Below are 16,121 nucleotides of genomic sequence, written 5' to 3'. Positions count from 1 at the left end.
ACGGCCGGTGGGGCCTGGTCGTATCAACAAGGACGAACCGCCAACCCGAGGATTTAGCGTGCCGGCCGGCGGTTTCTCGGGTAGGGCGAAGGAGAGTGGTAGAAATCTGCGGATCGATGCGGCAATCGGGACGGGCGGCGTCAACCGGCGGGTTGCGAATAGCCTTCGGCCATCGCCACCACCACCTTGCGCTTGCCGGTGAATGGCGAACGGGCGTGGGCGGCGAGCATGTTGTCGAGCATCAGCACGTCGTTTTCCTGCCAGGGGAAGCTGATGGTGCATTCGTCCAGCACCCCACGCACCTCGTCGAGCAGGTCGACCTCGATGGCCGAGCCGTCACCGTAGTAGACGTTGCGCGGCAGGTCCTCCTCGTCCACCACATCGAGCAGCGTCTCGCGCACCTCGGGCTGCAGGTTGGAAACATGGAACAGGTGCGCCTGGTTGAACCAGACCATTTCCCGGGTCACCGGGTGATGCGCCACCACCTGGCACCGCTGGCGGGTACGCAACTCGCCGTCATCCTTCCACTCGCATTCGATGGCGTGGGCCCGGCAGTAGGCCTCGACCACCGCCTCGTCCTCGGTGTTGAACACCTGGCTCCAGTCCACGTCCAGGCCGTTGCCGTAGTTGCGCACGTACATCAGGCCCTTGCTGACCAGCCGTTCGCGAATCCGTGCCGGCACCCGGCGATAGACTTCCCGACTGTCACAGATCGGCGTTTCGCCACCGGTCTGGGCCGCGATCATGCTGTAGAACCAGATCTTCATCGGCCACTCGAGGGTGTAGGCCTGCTCGTTGTGCAGCGGGATGCTCTGGTGCGCCGGGTATTCGGTGGAGGTGTACACCCCCTTGGTCACGTTGCTGCGCGGAGTCGAGCCGAACTCATAGTTGAGCAGCGGGTGACCGAAGGCTGCGGCGAACTCGCGAAAGGCCTCGGCGCCGCCGACCTCGAAACCGCGCAGCAGCACACCACCAGCCCGATACAGGTGCTGGTCGATCAGCACCTTGCACTCGGCGAATGCCTCGCGCAGGTCAAGCCCGGGCTCAGGCGCCTGGATCAGCATGGGCAAGGTGCCCGAACCGGTCAGCAACGGCCGGATATCCAAACTCAACGCATTGTTCATGACGACTCTTCTCCCTTGATCCTCGGCCGCCGCCCCAACGCCCGAACGCGGGATACAGCGGGTTTCACAGGAGGGAACGGATGGTCGAGGGGGAAAATTAGCCGGTACCGGACGCCGGCTGTCGGCCGCTGAAACATTTACTTTCATATAGCCCTGCGTTTTTTGCCCGCTCATTCGTCTCATCAAGATGCAGCCGTTCGCGTAGGCAAAAGCCACGACCGGTTTTTTCGGGTGCGCGGCTCCCTCTCAGGCCCCGCACCCTCCTCCGATGTCGAGAATCCGCTTTCCATGTCCAAGAAGTCACGTTCGAAAATCTGGTTCCTGGTCCATAGCTGGCTGGCGCTACCCATCTGGTTCTTTGTCCTGATCGTCTGCGTCACCGGCACCCTGGCCGTGGTCAGCCAGGAGATCGTCTGGCTGGCCAACCCGGATATCCGCGCCAGCAAGCCTGGCGATGACGCGCCCTTGCTCAGTTACGACCAGGTACTGGCCGCCATCAAGAAGAATGAGCCCGAGTTGATCGTGCAGTCGATCCAGCGCCCGGACGAAAGCCACTTCGCCCTGCTGGCCGATATCGGCTACCCGGACGGACGTTCGGTGACGGTCTACGTCAACCCCTATACCGGGGTGATCCAGGGCATCAGCCCGCCGTTCAACTTCAAGAACTTCACCCGCGCCCTGCACGGCTGGTGGCTGGTGCCGTTCACCGACGGCTACAGCTGGGGCTGGTACCTGGTGTCGCTGCTGGGGATACCGATGCTGGCTTCGTTGATCACCGGCCTGGTGGTGTACAAACGCTTCTGGAAAGGCTTTTTCAAGCCGACCCTGCGCTTCAACCATGGGGCCCGGATCTTCTGGGGTGACTTCCATCGGTTGAGCGGTATCTGGTCGATCTGGTTCATCGCGGTAATCTCCATCACCGGCACCTGGTTCCTGATCCAGGCCATTCTCGCCGACAACCAGGTCAGCATCGCCACCCGGCCCATCCCGGCCATCATCTCCCACGACAGTGCGCCACTGATGCCCAATGGCAGACCGGCACCCCGGCTCGGTGCCGACGAGGCCCTGCGTATCGCCCAGGAGCGGGTTCCCGGGCTGGACGCCAGTTTCATCAGCCTGCCGGGCAATGCCTACAGTGCCTTCGAGGTCGGCGGCCGCAGCTGGTACCCGCTGATGTACCAGACCCTGGAACTGAACCCCTACACCGGCAAGATCGAGCAGTCGCGCCTGCTGTCGGACCGTACGGGCCTGGAGTTCGTCACCGAGTCGATGCGCCCGCTGCACACCGGTGACTTCGGCGGGTTGTGGGTCAAGCTGATCTGGTTCTTCTTCGGCCTGCTGCTGAGCATGATGGTGCTCAGCGGCCTGCTGATCTGGAGCAAGCGTACCGCCCTGGCCACGCTCAATGCCCTCAAACGCGGCAACAAGGCCGAACGGGCCGAAAAGGCCAGGCCCCGTAGCGCCCTCGGCACCGAAACTCCGGAGGTCAACCTGTGAGCAAGGCTGAAGCAGCACATCCGATCTCGCCCCTGAACCGCCTCTGGCACAAGTGGCGCTTTCACCTGAACATTCTGCTGGTGCTGATCCCGCTGGGCTTCATGCCGCGCTACTTCTCGGACGCGGCGCTGTTTCGTGGCGACACCGGACTGGGCCAGCACGTCCACGAGCTGCAGGCCGGGCCCTGGAGCCTGCAACTGGCCGAGCTGTGGGATGAAGCGCCGCGCCGCGATGGTCCCGCCGGCTACTTCAAGAGTTTCAATGCCACGCTCTGCGCCCAGTGCGTCGGGCAGGTCAAGGCCACCTACCTGCGCGTCGGCAAGCCCCGCAGCCTGCGGGCAGCCGGGGTGATTTTCTTCGGCACCCCCTACCGCATGGGCGCCGTCGTGCCGATCCCGCAGAACACCACCGACGACGCCGAGCTGTGGGTCACCCTCGAAGGCTGGGACGGCTCGGTACACCAGGCCTCCGTCCCCCTGAGCAAGGCTTCGCCACAAACCATTGCCTGGCTGAAAAAACAAGGTACCCGCCCATGAGCCCACGACCTCGCTTCCTCTCCCCACGCGTCCTGCGCCAGTCGTTGGCCGGTAGCGCACTGCTGGCAGCCGCCGCTTTCAGCCTGAATGCCTGGGCCCACAACCCGATGTGCGAGTGCAAGCAGATCGACGCCGAGCAGATCCAGTGCAAGGGCGGTTTTTCCGATGGCAGCGGCGCCGCTGGCGTCACCCTGGACGTGATCGGCTATGACGAAACCGTACTGCTGCCCGGCAAGCTGGGCGATGACTCGACGCGGACCTTCAAGAAACCCGATGGCGACTTCTACGTGCTGTTCGACGCCGGCCCCGGCCACGTCGTGGAAGTGGACAAGGCGGACATCGAAACCCCATGAGTACATCCACCACCCAGGTCGTGCGCCCCGCCGGTGCCGGCCATGAAACCCTCTATGTGCTGCTGTTCTGCCTGATCGTGCTGCTGGTCGCCGGTTCCGTGGTGGCGCTGCACGGCGAGAAACCGGATGTCGCCGCGCTCGCGCCCCATCAACTGGACGCCCGCCGTGACCTCACGCCGGGCGAACAGGGCATCTACGCCGACCTGCGGGTCACCCTCGACGAGATCCGCCTGTTGCAGCAGGACCAGCAGGAACTGCCCTCCCCCGCACAACTGGCCGAAGAAGGTTTTGCGCCCTTCGTCCAGGATGCCAGTTCGGTCAGCCGCGGCGGCCACACCTGGCAGTTGCTGGAGCAGCATGCCTACCTCGGCCTGAGCCAGGTCACGACGACGGCCGGCTCGTTCCTGATGCGGGTGGGCAACGACACCAACGCCGCGCCGGATATCTGGCTCAGCCGCGGCAACGGCCCGGCCGCGCCCGGCGACCTCACCGACAGCGCCCTGATCGCCGCCGGCTGGCAGCAGGTGGTCGCGCAATTCGACGCCGGCGTGACCCGCCAGCACCGGCACTGAGCCGCTCCAAAGACCGTTAACCCGGAGAAGATCGTCCTCTCATGTCCATTTCAGCCCTGTTCAGCCGCCGTCGCCTGCTCCTGGCCCTGCTGCTCGCACCGCTCCTGTCGACCTTCCAGGTCCACGCCGACACCGCCAAGCGCCTGCGCATCGGCATCACCCTGCACCCCTACTACAGTTACGTCGCCAACATCGTCGGCGACAAGGCCGAAGTGGTGCCGCTGATTCCAGCCGGTTTCAACCCCCATGCCTATGAGCCACGGGCCGAGGACATCAAGCGTATCGGTACCCTGGACGTGATCGTGCTCAACGGAGTCGGTCACGACGACTTTGCCGACCGCATGATCGAGGCCAGTGAAAAACCGCAGATCCCGCTGATCGAGGCCAACGAGAACGTGCCGTTGCTGGCCGCCACCGGCATCGCCGCCCGCGGCGCCGGCAAGGTGGTCAACCCGCACACCTTCCTGTCCATCAGCGCCTCCATCGCCCAGGTCAACAACATCGCCCGCGAGCTGGGCAAGCTCGATCCGGACAACGCCAAATTCTATACCGCCAACGCCCGCGCCTACGGCAAGCGCCTGCGCCAGCTGCGCGCCGACGCCCTGGCCAAGCTGACCCAGGCGCCCAACGCCGACCTGCGGGTAGCCACCGTGCATGCGGCCTATGACTACCTGCTGCGCGAGTTCGGCCTGGAGGTCACCGCGGTGGTCGAGCCGGCCCATGGCATCGAGCCGAGCCCGAGCCAGTTGAAGAAGACCATCGACCAACTGCGCGAGCTGGATGTGAAGGTGATCTTCTCGGAACTGGACTTCCCGTCCACCTATGTCGAGACCATCCAGCGCGAGTCCGGGGTGAAGCTCTACCCGCTGTCGCACATTTCCTATGGCGACTACACCGCCGACAAGTACGAGAAGGAAATGCGCAACAACCTCGACACCGTGGTCCGGGCGATCCAGGAGGCTGGCGCATGACCGCCGCCGAGAGCATCGAGCGCGTCGCCAGCGGGCCGACCCTGGACTTCGACACGATCGGCCTGACCCTGGGCCGCACCACCATTCTCGACAACGTCAGCTTCCAGGTCCGTCCCGGCCACGTGCACGCCCTGGTCGGCCCCAACGGCGGCGGCAAGAGCTCGCTGATCAAGACCCTGCTCGGGCAGATGCCGCACCAGGGTCGCCTGAGCCTGCAATGGCAAGGCGCACCGGGCACCATCGGCTACGTTCCCCAGGCCCTGGAATTCGACCGCGGCCTGCCGATGACCGTCGACGACTTCATGGCTGCCATGTGCCAGCGTCGCCCGGCATTCCTTGGCCTGTCCCGGCATTTCGCCGGGGCCATCGGCAAGGCACTTGAGCGGGTCGGCATGCAGGACAAGCGCAAGCGGCGCATGGGCGCCCTGTCCGGTGGCGAGCGCCAGCGGGTGCTGCTGGCCCAGGGCTTGATCCCGCCGCCACAACTGCTGGTGCTCGACGAGCCGATGTCGGCGCTGGACGAAGCCGGCATTCAGGTGTTCGAGCGCCTGCTCGGTGACTGGCGCCGCGCCGGCATCACCGTGCTGTGGATCGAACACGACCTGGAGGCGGTCAAGCGCCTGGCCGACCGGGTCACCGGCCTCAACCGGCGCATCCTGTTCGATGCCACCCCTGCCGAGGCACTGACCCCGGAGCGCCTGCTGACGCTGTTCTCCACCCATCCACGCAGCGAGGGTGTCCGACCATGAGCTATGAAGCCTTTCGCCTGATGATCCAGGGCTGGGCCACCGACGGCCTGCTGCCAGCCGCGCTGGCCTACGGTTTCGTGATCAACGCGCTGCTCGCCGGCCTGCTGATCGGCCCGGTGCTGGGCGGCCTCGGCACCCTGGTGGTGGTCAAGCGTTTCGCGTTCTTCTCCGAGTCGGTGGGCCACGCGGCGCTGACCGGTGTGGCCATCGGTATCCTGCTCGGCGAGCCCTACACCGGCCCCTACGGCAGCCTGTTCGGCTACTGCCTGCTGTTCGGCGTGTTGCTCAACTACCTGCGCAACCGCACCGGGCTGGCCCCGGACACGCTGATCGGAGTGTTCCTCTCGGTGTCCCTGGCCCTCGGCGCCAGCCTGCTGCTGGTGCTGGCCGGCAAGATCAACGTGCACATCCTGGAAAACGTGCTGTTCGGTTCGGTGCTGACGGTCAACGGCAACGACCTGCTGGTGCTGCTGGTGGTCGGCGCGCTGGTGCTGGGCCTGAGCCTGCCGCTGTACAACCGCATCATGCTGGCCAGCTTCAACCCGCAACTGGCGGCGGTGCGCGGCGTCGCGGTGAAGGCCCTCGACTACCTGTTCGTGGTGCTGGTGACCCTGATCACCGTAGCCGCGGTCAAGGTCATCGGCGCGATCCTGGTCGGTGCCCTGCTGGTGATTCCGGCCGCTGCCGCCCGCCTGCTCAGCCAATCGCTCAAGGGCTTCTTCTGGATTTCCGTGGCGATCGCCACCGTCAGCACCCTGAGCGGCATCCTGCTGCCGATCCTGTTCGACCTGCCCGTGCCGTCCGGCGCGGCGATCATCCTGATGGCCGGTATCGCCTTCGCCCTGGCGGCGATCGCTCGTGGCACCGTGCCCAGCCTCAAAGGGAATATTGGATAAATGCCGAATTTTCGCCCCCTCGTCCTGGCCCTGCTGCTGGGCGGCCTGTACAGCAGCGTATCGTTCTCCAGCCAGGCACCGATGCCGATCAACGCCAATCACGGCCTGGGCACGGTAGCCCTGCACGCCAGTAGCGAAAACCCGCCGGTGCGCATTCTGGCCAGCCTGCCGGTCACCTATGGCCTGGGCGAAATCCTGCTCAAGGACAGTGGCGTCGAGCTGCAGCGTGCCGCCGACGCCAACCTGCCGGGCAGCCGCCAGAGCGCCTACTTCAGCGGCCGTGGCGCGCCGGCCCTGCAGAAGCTGGCCAACCAGGCCGACGCGGTGATCGGCCTGCGCTCGCTGTGGCCCGACGACCCGCTGTACATCATGGCCCGACGCAGCAATGTGCGCATTGTCGAGGTCGACGCCGCACGTCCGGTGGACGGCGGTCTGCCGGGCATCGCGGTACAGCCGGGCAAGGGCACCGACGGTCTGAACAGCCAGCCGTGGCTGTCGAGCAACAACCTGGGGCGCATGGCCGATGTGACCGCCGCCGACCTGGTGCGCCTGGCACCCGCCGCCAAGCCAAGGATCGAGAGCAACCTGGCGACCTTCAAGCAGCGCCTGCTCAAGCTCAGCGCCGACAGCGAGACACGCCTGGCCAAGGCCGACAACCTCAGTGTGTTCAGCCTCTCCGAGCGCTTCAACTACCTGGTGGGCGGGCTCAACCTGGAACTGATCCAGGTCGATGCGCGCAGCGACGAGCAGTGGACCCCCGAGGCCCTGGCGAAACTGAGCGCAACCCTCAAGGACGCCGATGTGAAGCTGGTGCTGGACCACCGCCAGCCGCCGGAAACGGTGAAGGCGGCGATTGCCAAGGCCGGTAGTACTCTGCTGGTGCTCGAGACCGAGAGCGTCGACCCGTTGACCGGGCTAGAAGAGTCGATCAGGCAGGTGCTGGATACCTTGGTGCCGATCTAGCCTGTGGGTGCCTGTCAGTTTTTTTGGGGGGGGAGGCAGGGCCCATTCGCGGGCAAGCCCGGCTCCTACAGACTTGTGGCGTATGTAAGTTTTGTGTACGACACAAACCTGTAGGAGCCGGGCTTGCCCGCGAATGGGCCAGTTCACGCACCCAACAAAAAAGGCACCTTCACCGGTGCCTTTCCTTTTTCGAGGGTGGCAATCAGGCCACCTGGGCGTCCATCTTCTGGCGCAGGCTCAAGGGCCGCATGTCCGTCCAGACTTCCTCGATGTAGGCCAGGCACTCCTTCTTGAAGCCGCTCTTGCCCACGGCTCGCCAGCCATTGGGGATCGCCTTGTAGTCCGGCCAGATCGAATACTGCTCCTCGTGGTTGACCACCACCTGAAAGACGATGTCATCGCGGTCGAATACTGAAGTCATTGCGGTTCTCCATGAGAGTGGGTTGAGGCCGCGCCAGTTGCGTGGCACTCGTGTAGTTGAAGACGTTCGGCCCCGGTAAAAAATTAGAGCTGGAGCAGAGCGGCCTCCAGGGCCTGCCCGAAGATCCGGGCCACTTCGTCGACCTGGGCGGCAGTGATCACCAGCGGCGGCAGGAAACGCACCACCCCGCCATGCCGCCCGCCCAGTTCGAGAATCAGGCCACGCCTGAGGCACTCACGCTGAAGCAACGGCGCCAGACGCGGCAAGGCCGGTGGGTGCCCCTGGGCATCCGGGGTGCCATCCGGATCGACCAGTTCGACCCCCATCATCAGCCCGCGTCCACGAATATCCCCCAGGTGCGGGAAATCGCGCTGCAACAGGCGCAGATGCTCGCCCAGGCGCTCACCCATGGCCGCCGCGTGAGCCGGCAGATCATGCTCCTTGAGATAACGCATCACCGCGGAACCTGCGGCCATGGCCATCTGGTTGCCACGGAACGTCCCGGCATGGGCACCGGGTGCCCAGGTGTCGAGCCAGTCACGGTAGACCATCACCGCCAGCGGCAGGCTACCGCCGATAGCCTTGGACATCACTACCACGTCCGGAACGATACCGGCATGTTCGAAGGCGAACATCTTGCCGGTACGTCCGAAGCCGCTCTGGATCTCGTCGACGATCAGCGCCACGCCGGCCTTCTCGGTGATCCGACGCAGGCCGCGCAGCCAGTCGAGGTCCGCCGGGATCATGCCACCCTCGCCCTGCACCGCTTCGACGATGATCGCCGCCGGCAGTTGCACGCCACCCTCGGGATCGTTCAGCAGGTTCTCCAGGTAATGCAGGTTGACCTTGACCCCGGCCGCACCACCGAGGCCGAACGGACAGCGGTAGTCGTACGGATAAGGCAGGAACTGCACACCGTTACCCAGCAGCGCACCCAGCGGTTTCTTCGGGCCCAGGCTGCCCATCAGGCTCAGCGCGCCCTGGCTCATGCCGTGGTAGGCGCCCTGGAACGACAGCACGGTACTGCGCCCGGTGGCGGTACGTACCAGCTTGAGGGCGGCTTCCACCGCATCGGTACCGGTCGGACCGCAGAACTGGATCTTCGCTTCCCTGGCCAGGGCTTCGGGCAGCAGGCCGAACAGGTCCTGGACGAACTGGTCCTTGACCGGCGTGGTGAGGTCGAGGGTGTGCAGGGGCAGTTCATCGGCCAGCACCTGCTGGATCGCCTCGATCACCACCGGATGGTTGTGCCCCAGCGCCAGGGTGCCGGCACCCGCCAGGCAATCGATGAAACGACGGCCTTCGACATCCTCGACATACAGGCCCTTGGCCCGCTTGAGTGCCAGGGGAATGCGCCGCGGGTAGCTGCGCGCATTGGACTCCTGGCGGCTCTGCCGGGCCAGCAGCGGCGATTCGTCGAACTGGTAGAGTGTTTCCGCCGTGGGCTGGTCGGCATGGACCGGCGGCTTTTCGATAAGGCTGGTAGCGACTGACATCTCTCGATCCCTCAATACGCGGGTGGGGTGGCCAAAACCTTGATCCGCGCGCGGACACATGCGCGCGGATTGCATGTTCTGGAAACGCACCAGCGAGGCAGGGATTTACACCTGCCGGGGGATTTTTGAGTGGGTCGAAGCAGCGGCTGGGGGAGATATCCTGCCTCGGGTTGCTGCTGGCCTGTTCTCGAATAAATCCGCGAACAGGCCCCTCAAACCAGCGGCTTGCGCATGGGAATCGCGGTCAGCCCCATGGCACTGAACGCCCGCTCCGTCTGCCGATACCCCAGTTGCCGGTAGAAACCCTCGGCGGTCAGGGTGCTGTTGAGCCATGCCGTGCCATGCCCTGTCGTCGCCAGCCAGGCTTCGAGCCCGGCCACCAGCGCCCGTCCGACGCCACGCCGAAACCATTCCGGCTGCACGTAGCACAACAGGATGCGCCCATCGTCACGCGCCATGCCCACGCCCGCCGGCCTGCCCCGCAGATGGGCCAGGTTCAGGTACAGGCGTGGATCGGCCAGCCAGGGCCGCACATGCCCGATACTGCGGCTGCGGGTCCAGGCCTCGACCCGCGCGGGCTCGTTGCGATGGTCAAGCGAACAGCCGATCCGGATCGAGCGCAGGAGTATCCGGCTGATGATCCCGGCATCGGCGGCGACGGCCGGGCGAATGTCGATAGCAGTGTCCATGGCGCATGACCTCAATCCGTTGAGCGACAGGCGTCAGACGATACTGCCACGGGCCACGCCCGGGCGAGCCGGGCGCGGTGACAGGATTTTTCAGGCCACTATGTGGCCTGCAGGGGCATGGTCAGTTCGACCCGCAGGCCGTCCGGCCGGCTGTCGAAATGCAGCACGCAACCGCAGCGCTGGACGATCGCCTGGACGATCGCCAGGCCCAGGCCACAACCGGTGCTCTTGCCGTTACGCCAGAAGCGCTGGGTCAGGTGCTGCAGGTCATCCTCGGCGATACCCGGACCATGGTCGCGCACCTGGAAGCGCACGCGATTGCCGGTGGTTTCCACGTTCAACTCCACCGGCGCATCCCCCGGCGTGTGGCGCAGGGCGTTGTCCAGCAGGTTGCGCAAGGCGGCAATCGACAGGGTCGACGGCATTTCCAGCGGTGCCGAGGAACAAGGCTCCTGCAGGTGCAACTCGATACGCTGCCGGTCGCCGTTGGCCGAATCCTGGATCGCCAGGCGCGCCACCTGTTCGGCGGTGCATTGCACGCCGTCGTCGAACGACAGGCTGCCTTCGACCCGGGCCAGCAGCAGCAACTGTTCCAGGGTCCGATGCAGGCGGTCGGCCCCCGCCTCGGCATGGGCCAGGGATTGGTCGCGGGCCGCGCCTTCGGTCATGCGCGCCACCTGCAGGTGGGTCTTGATCGCCGTCAGCGGACTGCGCAGCTCATGGGCGGCATCGCCGGTCAGCCGGCGTTCGCGCTCGATGGCCTTGCCGATGCGCTGCAAGAGCTGGTTCTGGGTTTCCAGCAGGGGTTTCAACTCGCTGGGCAACGGATGGATCTGCAACGGCTCGAGGGAATCCGGGCTGCGTCGCTTCAGCGCGTCGCGCATGCGCTTGAGCGGCGCCAGCCCCTGGCCGAGCCCCAGCCAGAGCAGGAACAGGCAGACCAGCAGCGCAACACCCACCGGCACCGAGGCCGCCAGCAGCACCGACAGGTTCAGAGCCTCGCGCTCGACCTGACGGTCGGCGGTGGTGATGTGGATATCGCCCCGTACCAGGGTGAAGGTACGCCAAGGCGCGCCATCGATCATCTGGTCATGGAAGCCGACACTGTGGGCCTCCAGGGCCTGCTCGGGGTTGTTATGGCTGCGGGCCAGCACTTCGCCCCGCAGGGAACTGACCTGGCAGGCCATGCCGCCGGTGATATTGAGCTGCTCGGAACTGAAATGCGTGACATCGCCCCTGCCCGACATCATCGGCAACTGCTCCATCAGCCCGGCCACCATCCGTGCCGAAGCCACCAGGCGCTGGTCGAGGGAGAACATCATCTGGTGGCGCAGGTCGCTGAGCATCCAGGTCGCGGCCAGGGCCCAGATCAGGATGAACGCCGAACCGATGGTCAGGCTCAGGCGCAGCCGCAGGCTCATCATGCTTCTCCGTCACCCGCCGGCCCGAGGCGGTAGCCCAGGCCGCGTACGGTCTCGACGATGCCGTTGCCCAGCTTGCGGCGCAGATGATGGATATGCACGTTGAGAGCGTTGCTTTCCAGCTCGTCGCTGAAACCATAGACGCTGTCCTTGAGCTGCTCGCTGGACAGCACGCGGCCACGGTTGTGCAACAGCGCCTGCAACAGCGCCTGCTCGCGGCGCGAGAGGTCCACCGACTGGCCATTCAATGTGGTCACCCGGCTGCTCGGGTCGTAGCTGAGCGGGCCGTGCTCGATGAGGTTGACGCTGCGCCCGGCGACCCGGCGCAGCAGGGTCTGCAGCCGGGCGAACAGTTCACGCAGGTCGAACGGCTTGAGCAGGTAGTCGTCGGCACCGGCCTGCAGTCCATCGACCCGGTCGGTCACCGAATCGCGGGCAGTGAGGATCAGCACCGGCAGTTCCAGCCCCTTGCTGCGCAACTGGGTCAGCAGCCGCAGGCCGTCCTCGTCGGGCAGGCCGAGATCGAGCACCATCACGTCGAACTGCGCCGCACGCAGCATCGCCCGCGCCGCGGCCGCCGTGGCGACATGCTCCACGGTCATGCCCTGGGCGGCAAGGCCGGCGACGATGCCGCTGGCAATCAACTCATCGTCTTCGCAAACCAGTACGTGCATGGGGTTACCTGTGCAAATATGTCCATTGAAACCCGGACGGATTAAGCGGCGATTATGCCGTGACTCCGTAAAGATAGTAACGTTCGCGCCCGCCACAGCAACCGCTGGGGCGGGTTAATGATCGGTTAATCGCTGGCCAGCACTCTTGGCCGGACAAGCTTGTGCACCAAGGACTTTTTTATGCGTTGGGTGTTGCCCCTTTTTTTCCTGATCTTCGCCAGCCTGGCCCAGGCCGGCAACGATCCGTTCGCGGTGAAAAAGCCGGAGTTCCCCCCGGCCAATCAGGTTTTCGTCTTCAATTCGGAGAAATTGGCCTCCGGTCAGACCCGCCTGTACTGGCAGATCAGCGAGGGTTACTACCTGTATCAGAAGCGCCTGAAATTCGACGGCCTGGACCCGGGGCACCGCCCCGCGCTGCCCGAGGCCCTGGCGCACAGCGATGAATTCTTTGGCGACCAGCCGGTGTATCGCACCGAACTGGAAGTGCTGATCCCGGCCGATGCCCGTGGCAAGGTCAACGTCGGCTGGCAGGGTTGCGCCGATGCCGGGCTGTGTTACCCGCCCCAGACCCAGGTGGTCGATCTCGGCGACCTGGCGACAACACCACAGAAAGCGGCAACGTCCAGCCAGCCGGCACAAGCCCGGGACCAGTCCCTGGCCAGCAGCCTGAGCCAGCAGACGCTGGGCTGGAGCCTGCTGGCCTTCTTCGGCCTCGGCCTGCTGCTGGCCTTTACCCCCTGCACCCTGCCGATGTTGCCGATTCTCGCCGGCATCGTGGTCGGCAGCGGCGCCAGCCCAAGGCGCGGTTTCGCCCTCGCCGGCAGCTATGTGCTGAGCATGGCGCTGGTCTACGCCGGCCTGGGCGTGCTCGCCGCGCTGCTCGGCGGCAACCTGCAGGCCTTCCTGCAACAGCCCTGGTTGCTGGGCAGCTTTGCCACCCTGTTCGTGGTGCTGGCCTTGCCGATGTTCGGTTTCTTCGAACTGCAGTTGCCCGGGGCCGTGCGCGACCGCCTGGAACGCGCCGGCCAGGGTCGTCGCGGTGGCAGCCTGGTCGGTGCCGGGATCATCGGCGCGCTGTCGGCGCTGCTGGTCGGTCCGTGCATGACCGCGCCGCTGGCCGGCGCCCTGCTGTACATCGCCCAGAGCGGCAACGTGCTGCTCGGCGGCCTGGTGCTGTTCAGCCTGGGCATCGGCATGGGCCTGCCACTGTTGCTGCTGGTGACCGTGGGCAATCGCTTTCTGCCCAAGCCGGGACTGTGGATGGACCGGGTCAAGGCGCTGTTCGGCTTCCTGTTCCTCGGCACCGCGATCGTGATGATTCGGCCGGTGGTGCACGAATCGCTGTGGCTCGGCCTGTGGGGTGCATTGGCGCTGGTGGTGGCCCGCTCGCTCTGGGTACTGGCACGGCAGCCCGGGCGCCTGGCGCTGTCGGCTGCCTGCCTCAGCCTGCTGCTGGGCCTGTGGGGCAGCCTGCTGGTGATCGGCGCCGCCGGTGGCGGCACTGACCTGTGGCGTCCGCTGCAGGTCTACACCGGGGGTAGCGGCCAGAGCGCGGTGAACCCTGCCAGCTTCGTCACCGTCAGCGAGCCGGCCGCGCTGCAGCGTGAACTGGACGCGGCCAAGGCCGGCGGGCGGTGGACGCTGGTGGATTACTACGCCGACTGGTGCGTGTCGTGCAAGGTCATGGAGAAACAGGTGTTCGGCAAGCCTGAGGTGATCGCGGCGCTGCGCGATGTGCACCTGGTGCGCCTGGACGTGACCCACGACAACGCCGCCAGCCAGGCACTGCTGGGCCGCTTCGAAGTGCCCGGCCCGCCGACCCTGCTGTGGATCGCCCCCGACGGCAGCGAGCGCCGGGCCAGCCGCATCACCGGCGAAATCGACGCCGGCGGTTTCCTGCAGAACTGGAATAGCACACGGGATGCCCGCTAATGCTGACCCTGACCCTCGGAACCTTCGCCCTGTCGATCAACCATCTGCTGTTGCTGCTGGCCCTCGCCCTGGCGACGCTGGTCGGCTGGTGGGTGGCCAAACGCGGTGGCGACAACCCGGAGTCGGTGCTGTTCAGCCTGTTCATCCTGGGCCTGCTGGCTGCCCGTGGCAGTTTCGTGATCGCCTACTGGAGCTACTTCCGCAACGATCCGCTGCAGATCCTCGATATCCGTGACGGCGGTTTCCTGCCCTGGCCCGGCCTGCTGGCGATCGTGCTCGGCGCCGTGGCCTGGGCCTGGCGCCGGCCGGCGCTGCGCAAGCCGCTGGGCTTCGGCCTGGGTAGCGGCCTGGCGTTCTGGCTGCTGGCGAGCTTCTCCACGACATTCTACGAGCAAGGCTCCCGCCTGCCGGCCATTACCCTGCTCAATGCCGACGGCCAGACAGTGCGTTTGAGCGACTACCAGGGCGGGCCCCTGGTGATCAACCTCTGGGCCACCTGGTGCCCACCCTGCCGCCGGGAAATGCCGGTATTGCAAAAGGCCCAGCGCGAGCGCCAGGACGTGACCTTCCTGTTCGTCAACCAGGCCGAGAGCATGCAAAGCGTAACCACCTTCCTCATGACCCAGGGCCTGAACCTCGACAACGTGCTGTTCGATGGCACCGGCCAACTGGCACAAAGCGTCGGTTCCATGGCCCTGCCCACCACCCTCATGTACAACGCCGAAGGCCAACTGCTCGGCAGCCACCTGGGCGAATTGTCCGAGGCCAGCCTGGCCCGCGCCCTGGAGAACTTCGGTCCGCCACACCCCAACAAGGCCGTTCCGGCCACAGCAAGGAACCCGCTATGCCCTTCCACCGCCATCTGCTGAACCTGACCCTGGGCAGCGCCATCGGCGCCCTGCTGCTGCAGGCGCCCGTCCGGGCCGAGGAACTGCCCGCGCCGATCAGGAGCATTGAAGCCAAGGGCGCCAAAATCGTCGGCAGCTTCGATGCACCCGCCGGCCTGCGCGGCTATGCCGCCCAGTACCAGAACCGTGGCATGGCCCTGTACCTGACGGCCGATGGCAAGCATGTGATCGCCGGCAACCTGTATGACGCCGACGGCAAGGACCTGAGCCAGGCGCCGTTGCAGAAACTGGTGTACGGGCCGATGTCCAGGCAGGTCTGGGGCCAGATGGAAAAGAGCAACTGGATCGAGGACGGCAAGCCGGATGCACCGCGCATCGTCTATCTGTTCAGCGACCCGAACTGCCCCTACTGCAACATGTTCTGGGAGCAGGCCCGGCCCTGGGTCGAGTCCGGCAAGGTGCAGTTGCGGCACATCATGGTCGGAATCATCCGTGAAGACAGCCCGGCCAAGGCCGCCGCGCTGTTCGCCGCCAAGGACCCGCAACAAGCCCTGCACGACCATGAGAAGGCCGGCAAGGGCAGTTCGCTCAAGCCGCTGGCGAAGATTCCGGCGGATATCCAGGCCAAGCTCGACGCCAACACGAAGCTGATGGATGAGCTGGAATTGTCGGCCACGCCGTCGATCTTCTACCTCGACGCCAATGGCGACCTGCAACAGCAACAGGGCGCGCCGTCGCCGGACAAGCTGGTGAAGATTCTCGGGCCGAAGTGACCCTGCCGGCGATATCGGCCACGACCCCACACCTGTCGGAGCAGGGCTTGCCCGCGAAGCTTTTGGCGGCCTCGAGGGCCCTTTCGCGGGCAAGCCACGCTCCTACAGGCACCGAACCAGTAGTATCGATCGTTCCCACGCCCCGCGTGGGAATGCAGCCAGTTGACGCTCCCACACAGAGCATGGGAGCGATCGACAAGTGTCTC

Annotated in this window: 17 protein-coding genes; 11 read left to right on the top strand and 6 right to left on the bottom strand. The window is 65.7% G+C overall.

Features of this window, described 5'->3' with window-relative positions; translation table 11 throughout:
- Window positions 1–140 precede the first annotated feature (140 nt).
- Window positions 141–1,124 carry a TauD/TfdA family dioxygenase gene (locus tag ACM62G_RS21605; protein WP_054060502.1) on the bottom strand — a complete coding sequence of 328 codons (984 nt, stop codon included), beginning with the start codon at window positions 1,122–1,124 and terminating at the stop codon, window positions 141–143.
- A 288-nt stretch (window positions 1,125–1,412) separates the two neighbouring features.
- On the opposite strand from ACM62G_RS21605, the gene ACM62G_RS21600 reads away from it, so the two are divergent.
- The 8 genes from ACM62G_RS21600 to ACM62G_RS21565 are packed head-to-tail and all read left to right on the top strand — an operon-like array spanning window position 1,413 to window position 7,661.
- Window positions 1,413–2,621: a PepSY-associated TM helix domain-containing protein gene (locus tag ACM62G_RS21600; protein WP_419735505.1), complete on the top strand. Its 1,209-nt coding sequence runs from the start codon at window positions 1,413–1,415 to the stop codon at window positions 2,619–2,621.
- Entirely contained in the window at window positions 2,618–3,157 is a 540-nt protein-coding gene (locus tag ACM62G_RS21595) for a thiamine pyrophosphate-binding protein (protein WP_419735504.1), read from the top strand. The genes ACM62G_RS21600 and ACM62G_RS21595 overlap by 4 nt, the downstream gene beginning before the upstream one ends.
- Complete coding sequence (locus tag ACM62G_RS21590) at window positions 3,154–3,510, top strand: hypothetical protein (protein ID WP_054060505.1); 357 nt, start codon at window positions 3,154–3,156, stop codon at window positions 3,508–3,510. Before ACM62G_RS21595 ends, ACM62G_RS21590 begins: the two co-directional genes overlap by 4 nt.
- Complete coding sequence (locus tag ACM62G_RS21585) at window positions 3,507–4,082, top strand: DUF6162 family protein (RefSeq protein ID WP_419735503.1); 576 nt, start codon at window positions 3,507–3,509, stop codon at window positions 4,080–4,082. Before ACM62G_RS21590 ends, ACM62G_RS21585 begins: the two co-directional genes overlap by 4 nt.
- Before the next feature lie 41 nt (window positions 4,083–4,123).
- Window positions 4,124–5,053 carry a metal ABC transporter substrate-binding protein gene (locus ACM62G_RS21580; protein WP_054060507.1) on the top strand — a complete coding sequence of 310 codons (930 nt, stop codon included), beginning with the start codon at window positions 4,124–4,126 and terminating at the stop codon, window positions 5,051–5,053.
- Window positions 5,050–5,802, top strand: a complete 753-nt coding sequence (locus tag ACM62G_RS21575) for a metal ABC transporter ATP-binding protein (RefSeq protein ID WP_419735502.1) — start codon at window positions 5,050–5,052, stop codon at window positions 5,800–5,802. Before ACM62G_RS21580 ends, ACM62G_RS21575 begins: the two co-directional genes overlap by 4 nt.
- On the top strand, window positions 5,799–6,698 hold the full coding sequence (locus tag ACM62G_RS21570; protein WP_054060509.1) for a metal ABC transporter permease: 900 nt from the start codon (window positions 5,799–5,801) through the stop codon (window positions 6,696–6,698). Before ACM62G_RS21575 ends, ACM62G_RS21570 begins: the two co-directional genes overlap by 4 nt.
- Window positions 6,699–7,661 (top strand): metal ABC transporter substrate-binding protein, encoded by a 963-nt coding sequence (locus ACM62G_RS21565; RefSeq protein ID WP_419735501.1) that lies wholly within the window; start codon window positions 6,699–6,701, stop codon window positions 7,659–7,661.
- A 202-nt stretch (window positions 7,662–7,863) separates the two neighbouring features.
- On the opposite strand, the gene ACM62G_RS21560 is transcribed toward ACM62G_RS21565, so the two are convergent.
- The 5 genes from ACM62G_RS21560 to ACM62G_RS21540 all read right to left on the bottom strand — a co-directional run bounded on the left by ACM62G_RS21560 (window position 7,864) and on the right by ACM62G_RS21540 (window position 12,362).
- Window positions 7,864–8,082: an MbtH family protein gene (locus ACM62G_RS21560; RefSeq protein ID WP_017905458.1), complete on the bottom strand. Its 219-nt coding sequence runs from the start codon at window positions 8,080–8,082 to the stop codon at window positions 7,864–7,866.
- Between the two features lie 83 nt (window positions 8,083–8,165).
- The gene (locus ACM62G_RS21555) at window positions 8,166–9,578 is read right to left on the bottom strand and encodes an aspartate aminotransferase family protein (RefSeq protein WP_054060511.1); all 1,413 of its coding nucleotides are present in this window, start codon (window positions 9,576–9,578) and stop codon (window positions 8,166–8,168) included.
- Window positions 9,579–9,790: 212 nt separating this feature from the next.
- Window positions 9,791–10,267 carry a GNAT family N-acetyltransferase gene (locus tag ACM62G_RS21550; RefSeq protein ID WP_419735500.1) on the bottom strand — a complete coding sequence of 159 codons (477 nt, stop codon included), beginning with the start codon at window positions 10,265–10,267 and terminating at the stop codon, window positions 9,791–9,793.
- Between the two features lie 98 nt (window positions 10,268–10,365).
- Window positions 10,366–11,691, bottom strand: a complete 1,326-nt coding sequence (locus tag ACM62G_RS21545; RefSeq protein WP_192842781.1) for a sensor histidine kinase — start codon at window positions 11,689–11,691, stop codon at window positions 10,366–10,368.
- Window positions 11,688–12,362, bottom strand: coding sequence for a response regulator transcription factor (locus ACM62G_RS21540; RefSeq protein ID WP_054060514.1), 675 nt, complete (start codon window positions 12,360–12,362; stop codon window positions 11,688–11,690). Before ACM62G_RS21540 ends, ACM62G_RS21545 begins: the two co-directional genes overlap by 4 nt.
- A gap of 180 nt (window positions 12,363–12,542) precedes the next feature.
- On the opposite strand from ACM62G_RS21540, the gene dsbD reads away from it, so the two are divergent.
- Genes dsbD through dsbG form a run of 3 tightly spaced genes read left to right on the top strand, consistent with a single transcriptional unit; the run spans window position 12,543 to window position 15,915 of the window.
- Window positions 12,543–14,294, top strand: coding sequence for a protein-disulfide reductase DsbD (gene dsbD, locus ACM62G_RS21535; RefSeq protein WP_054062869.1), 1,752 nt, complete (start codon window positions 12,543–12,545; stop codon window positions 14,292–14,294).
- Window positions 14,294–15,163, top strand: coding sequence for a TlpA disulfide reductase family protein (locus ACM62G_RS21530; RefSeq protein ID WP_273826427.1), 870 nt, complete (start codon window positions 14,294–14,296; stop codon window positions 15,161–15,163). The genes dsbD and ACM62G_RS21530 overlap by 1 nt, the downstream gene beginning before the upstream one ends.
- Complete coding sequence (gene dsbG, locus ACM62G_RS21525) at window positions 15,139–15,915, top strand: thiol:disulfide interchange protein DsbG (RefSeq protein WP_054060501.1); 777 nt, start codon at window positions 15,139–15,141, stop codon at window positions 15,913–15,915. Before ACM62G_RS21530 ends, dsbG begins: the two co-directional genes overlap by 25 nt.
- Window positions 15,916–16,121: the final 206 nt, after the last annotated feature.

The sequence above is a fragment of the Pseudomonas sp. COR18 genome (assembly GCF_048568395.1).
In the GTDB taxonomy this organism is placed as follows: Bacteria; Pseudomonadota; Gammaproteobacteria; order Pseudomonadales; family Pseudomonadaceae; genus Aquipseudomonas; species Aquipseudomonas fuscovaginae_B.
Note: the sequence above shows the minus strand (reverse complement) of the source record. Positions and strands in the feature narration are given on the sequence as shown.

Excerpts from the sequence above, each read along its gene's own strand:
- ACM62G_RS21585 (WP_419735503.1), top strand. The coding sequence starts at position 3,507 with ATGAGTACATCCACCACCCAGGTCGTGCGCCCCGCCGGTGCCGGCCAT.
- ACM62G_RS21580 (WP_054060507.1), top strand. The coding sequence starts at position 4,124 with ATGTCCATTTCAGCCCTGTTCAGCCGCCGTCGCCTGCTCCTGGCCCTG.
- ACM62G_RS21560 (WP_017905458.1), bottom strand. The coding sequence starts at position 8,082 with ATGACTTCAGTATTCGACCGCGATGACATCGTCTTTCAGGTGGTGGTC.
- ACM62G_RS21565 (WP_419735501.1), top strand. The coding sequence starts at position 6,699 with ATGCCGAATTTTCGCCCCCTCGTCCTGGCCCTGCTGCTGGGCGGCCTG.
- ACM62G_RS21550 (WP_419735500.1), bottom strand. The coding sequence starts at position 10,267 with ATGGACACTGCTATCGACATTCGCCCGGCCGTCGCCGCCGATGCCGGG.
- ACM62G_RS21605 (WP_054060502.1), bottom strand. The coding sequence starts at position 1,124 with ATGAACAATGCGTTGAGTTTGGATATCCGGCCGTTGCTGACCGGTTCG.
- ACM62G_RS21575 (WP_419735502.1), top strand. The coding sequence starts at position 5,050 with ATGACCGCCGCCGAGAGCATCGAGCGCGTCGCCAGCGGGCCGACCCTG.
- ACM62G_RS21530 (WP_273826427.1), top strand. The coding sequence starts at position 14,294 with ATGCTGACCCTGACCCTCGGAACCTTCGCCCTGTCGATCAACCATCTG.
- ACM62G_RS21555 (WP_054060511.1), bottom strand. The coding sequence starts at position 9,578 with ATGTCAGTCGCTACCAGCCTTATCGAAAAGCCGCCGGTCCATGCCGAC.
- dsbG (WP_054060501.1), top strand. The coding sequence starts at position 15,139 with ATGCCCTTCCACCGCCATCTGCTGAACCTGACCCTGGGCAGCGCCATC.
- dsbD (WP_054062869.1), top strand. The coding sequence starts at position 12,543 with ATGCGTTGGGTGTTGCCCCTTTTTTTCCTGATCTTCGCCAGCCTGGCC.
- ACM62G_RS21600 (WP_419735505.1), top strand. The coding sequence starts at position 1,413 with ATGTCCAAGAAGTCACGTTCGAAAATCTGGTTCCTGGTCCATAGCTGG.
- ACM62G_RS21540 (WP_054060514.1), bottom strand. The coding sequence starts at position 12,362 with ATGCACGTACTGGTTTGCGAAGACGATGAGTTGATTGCCAGCGGCATC.
- ACM62G_RS21545 (WP_192842781.1), bottom strand. The coding sequence starts at position 11,691 with ATGATGAGCCTGCGGCTGCGCCTGAGCCTGACCATCGGTTCGGCGTTC.
- ACM62G_RS21570 (WP_054060509.1), top strand. The coding sequence starts at position 5,799 with ATGAGCTATGAAGCCTTTCGCCTGATGATCCAGGGCTGGGCCACCGAC.
- ACM62G_RS21590 (WP_054060505.1), top strand. The coding sequence starts at position 3,154 with ATGAGCCCACGACCTCGCTTCCTCTCCCCACGCGTCCTGCGCCAGTCG.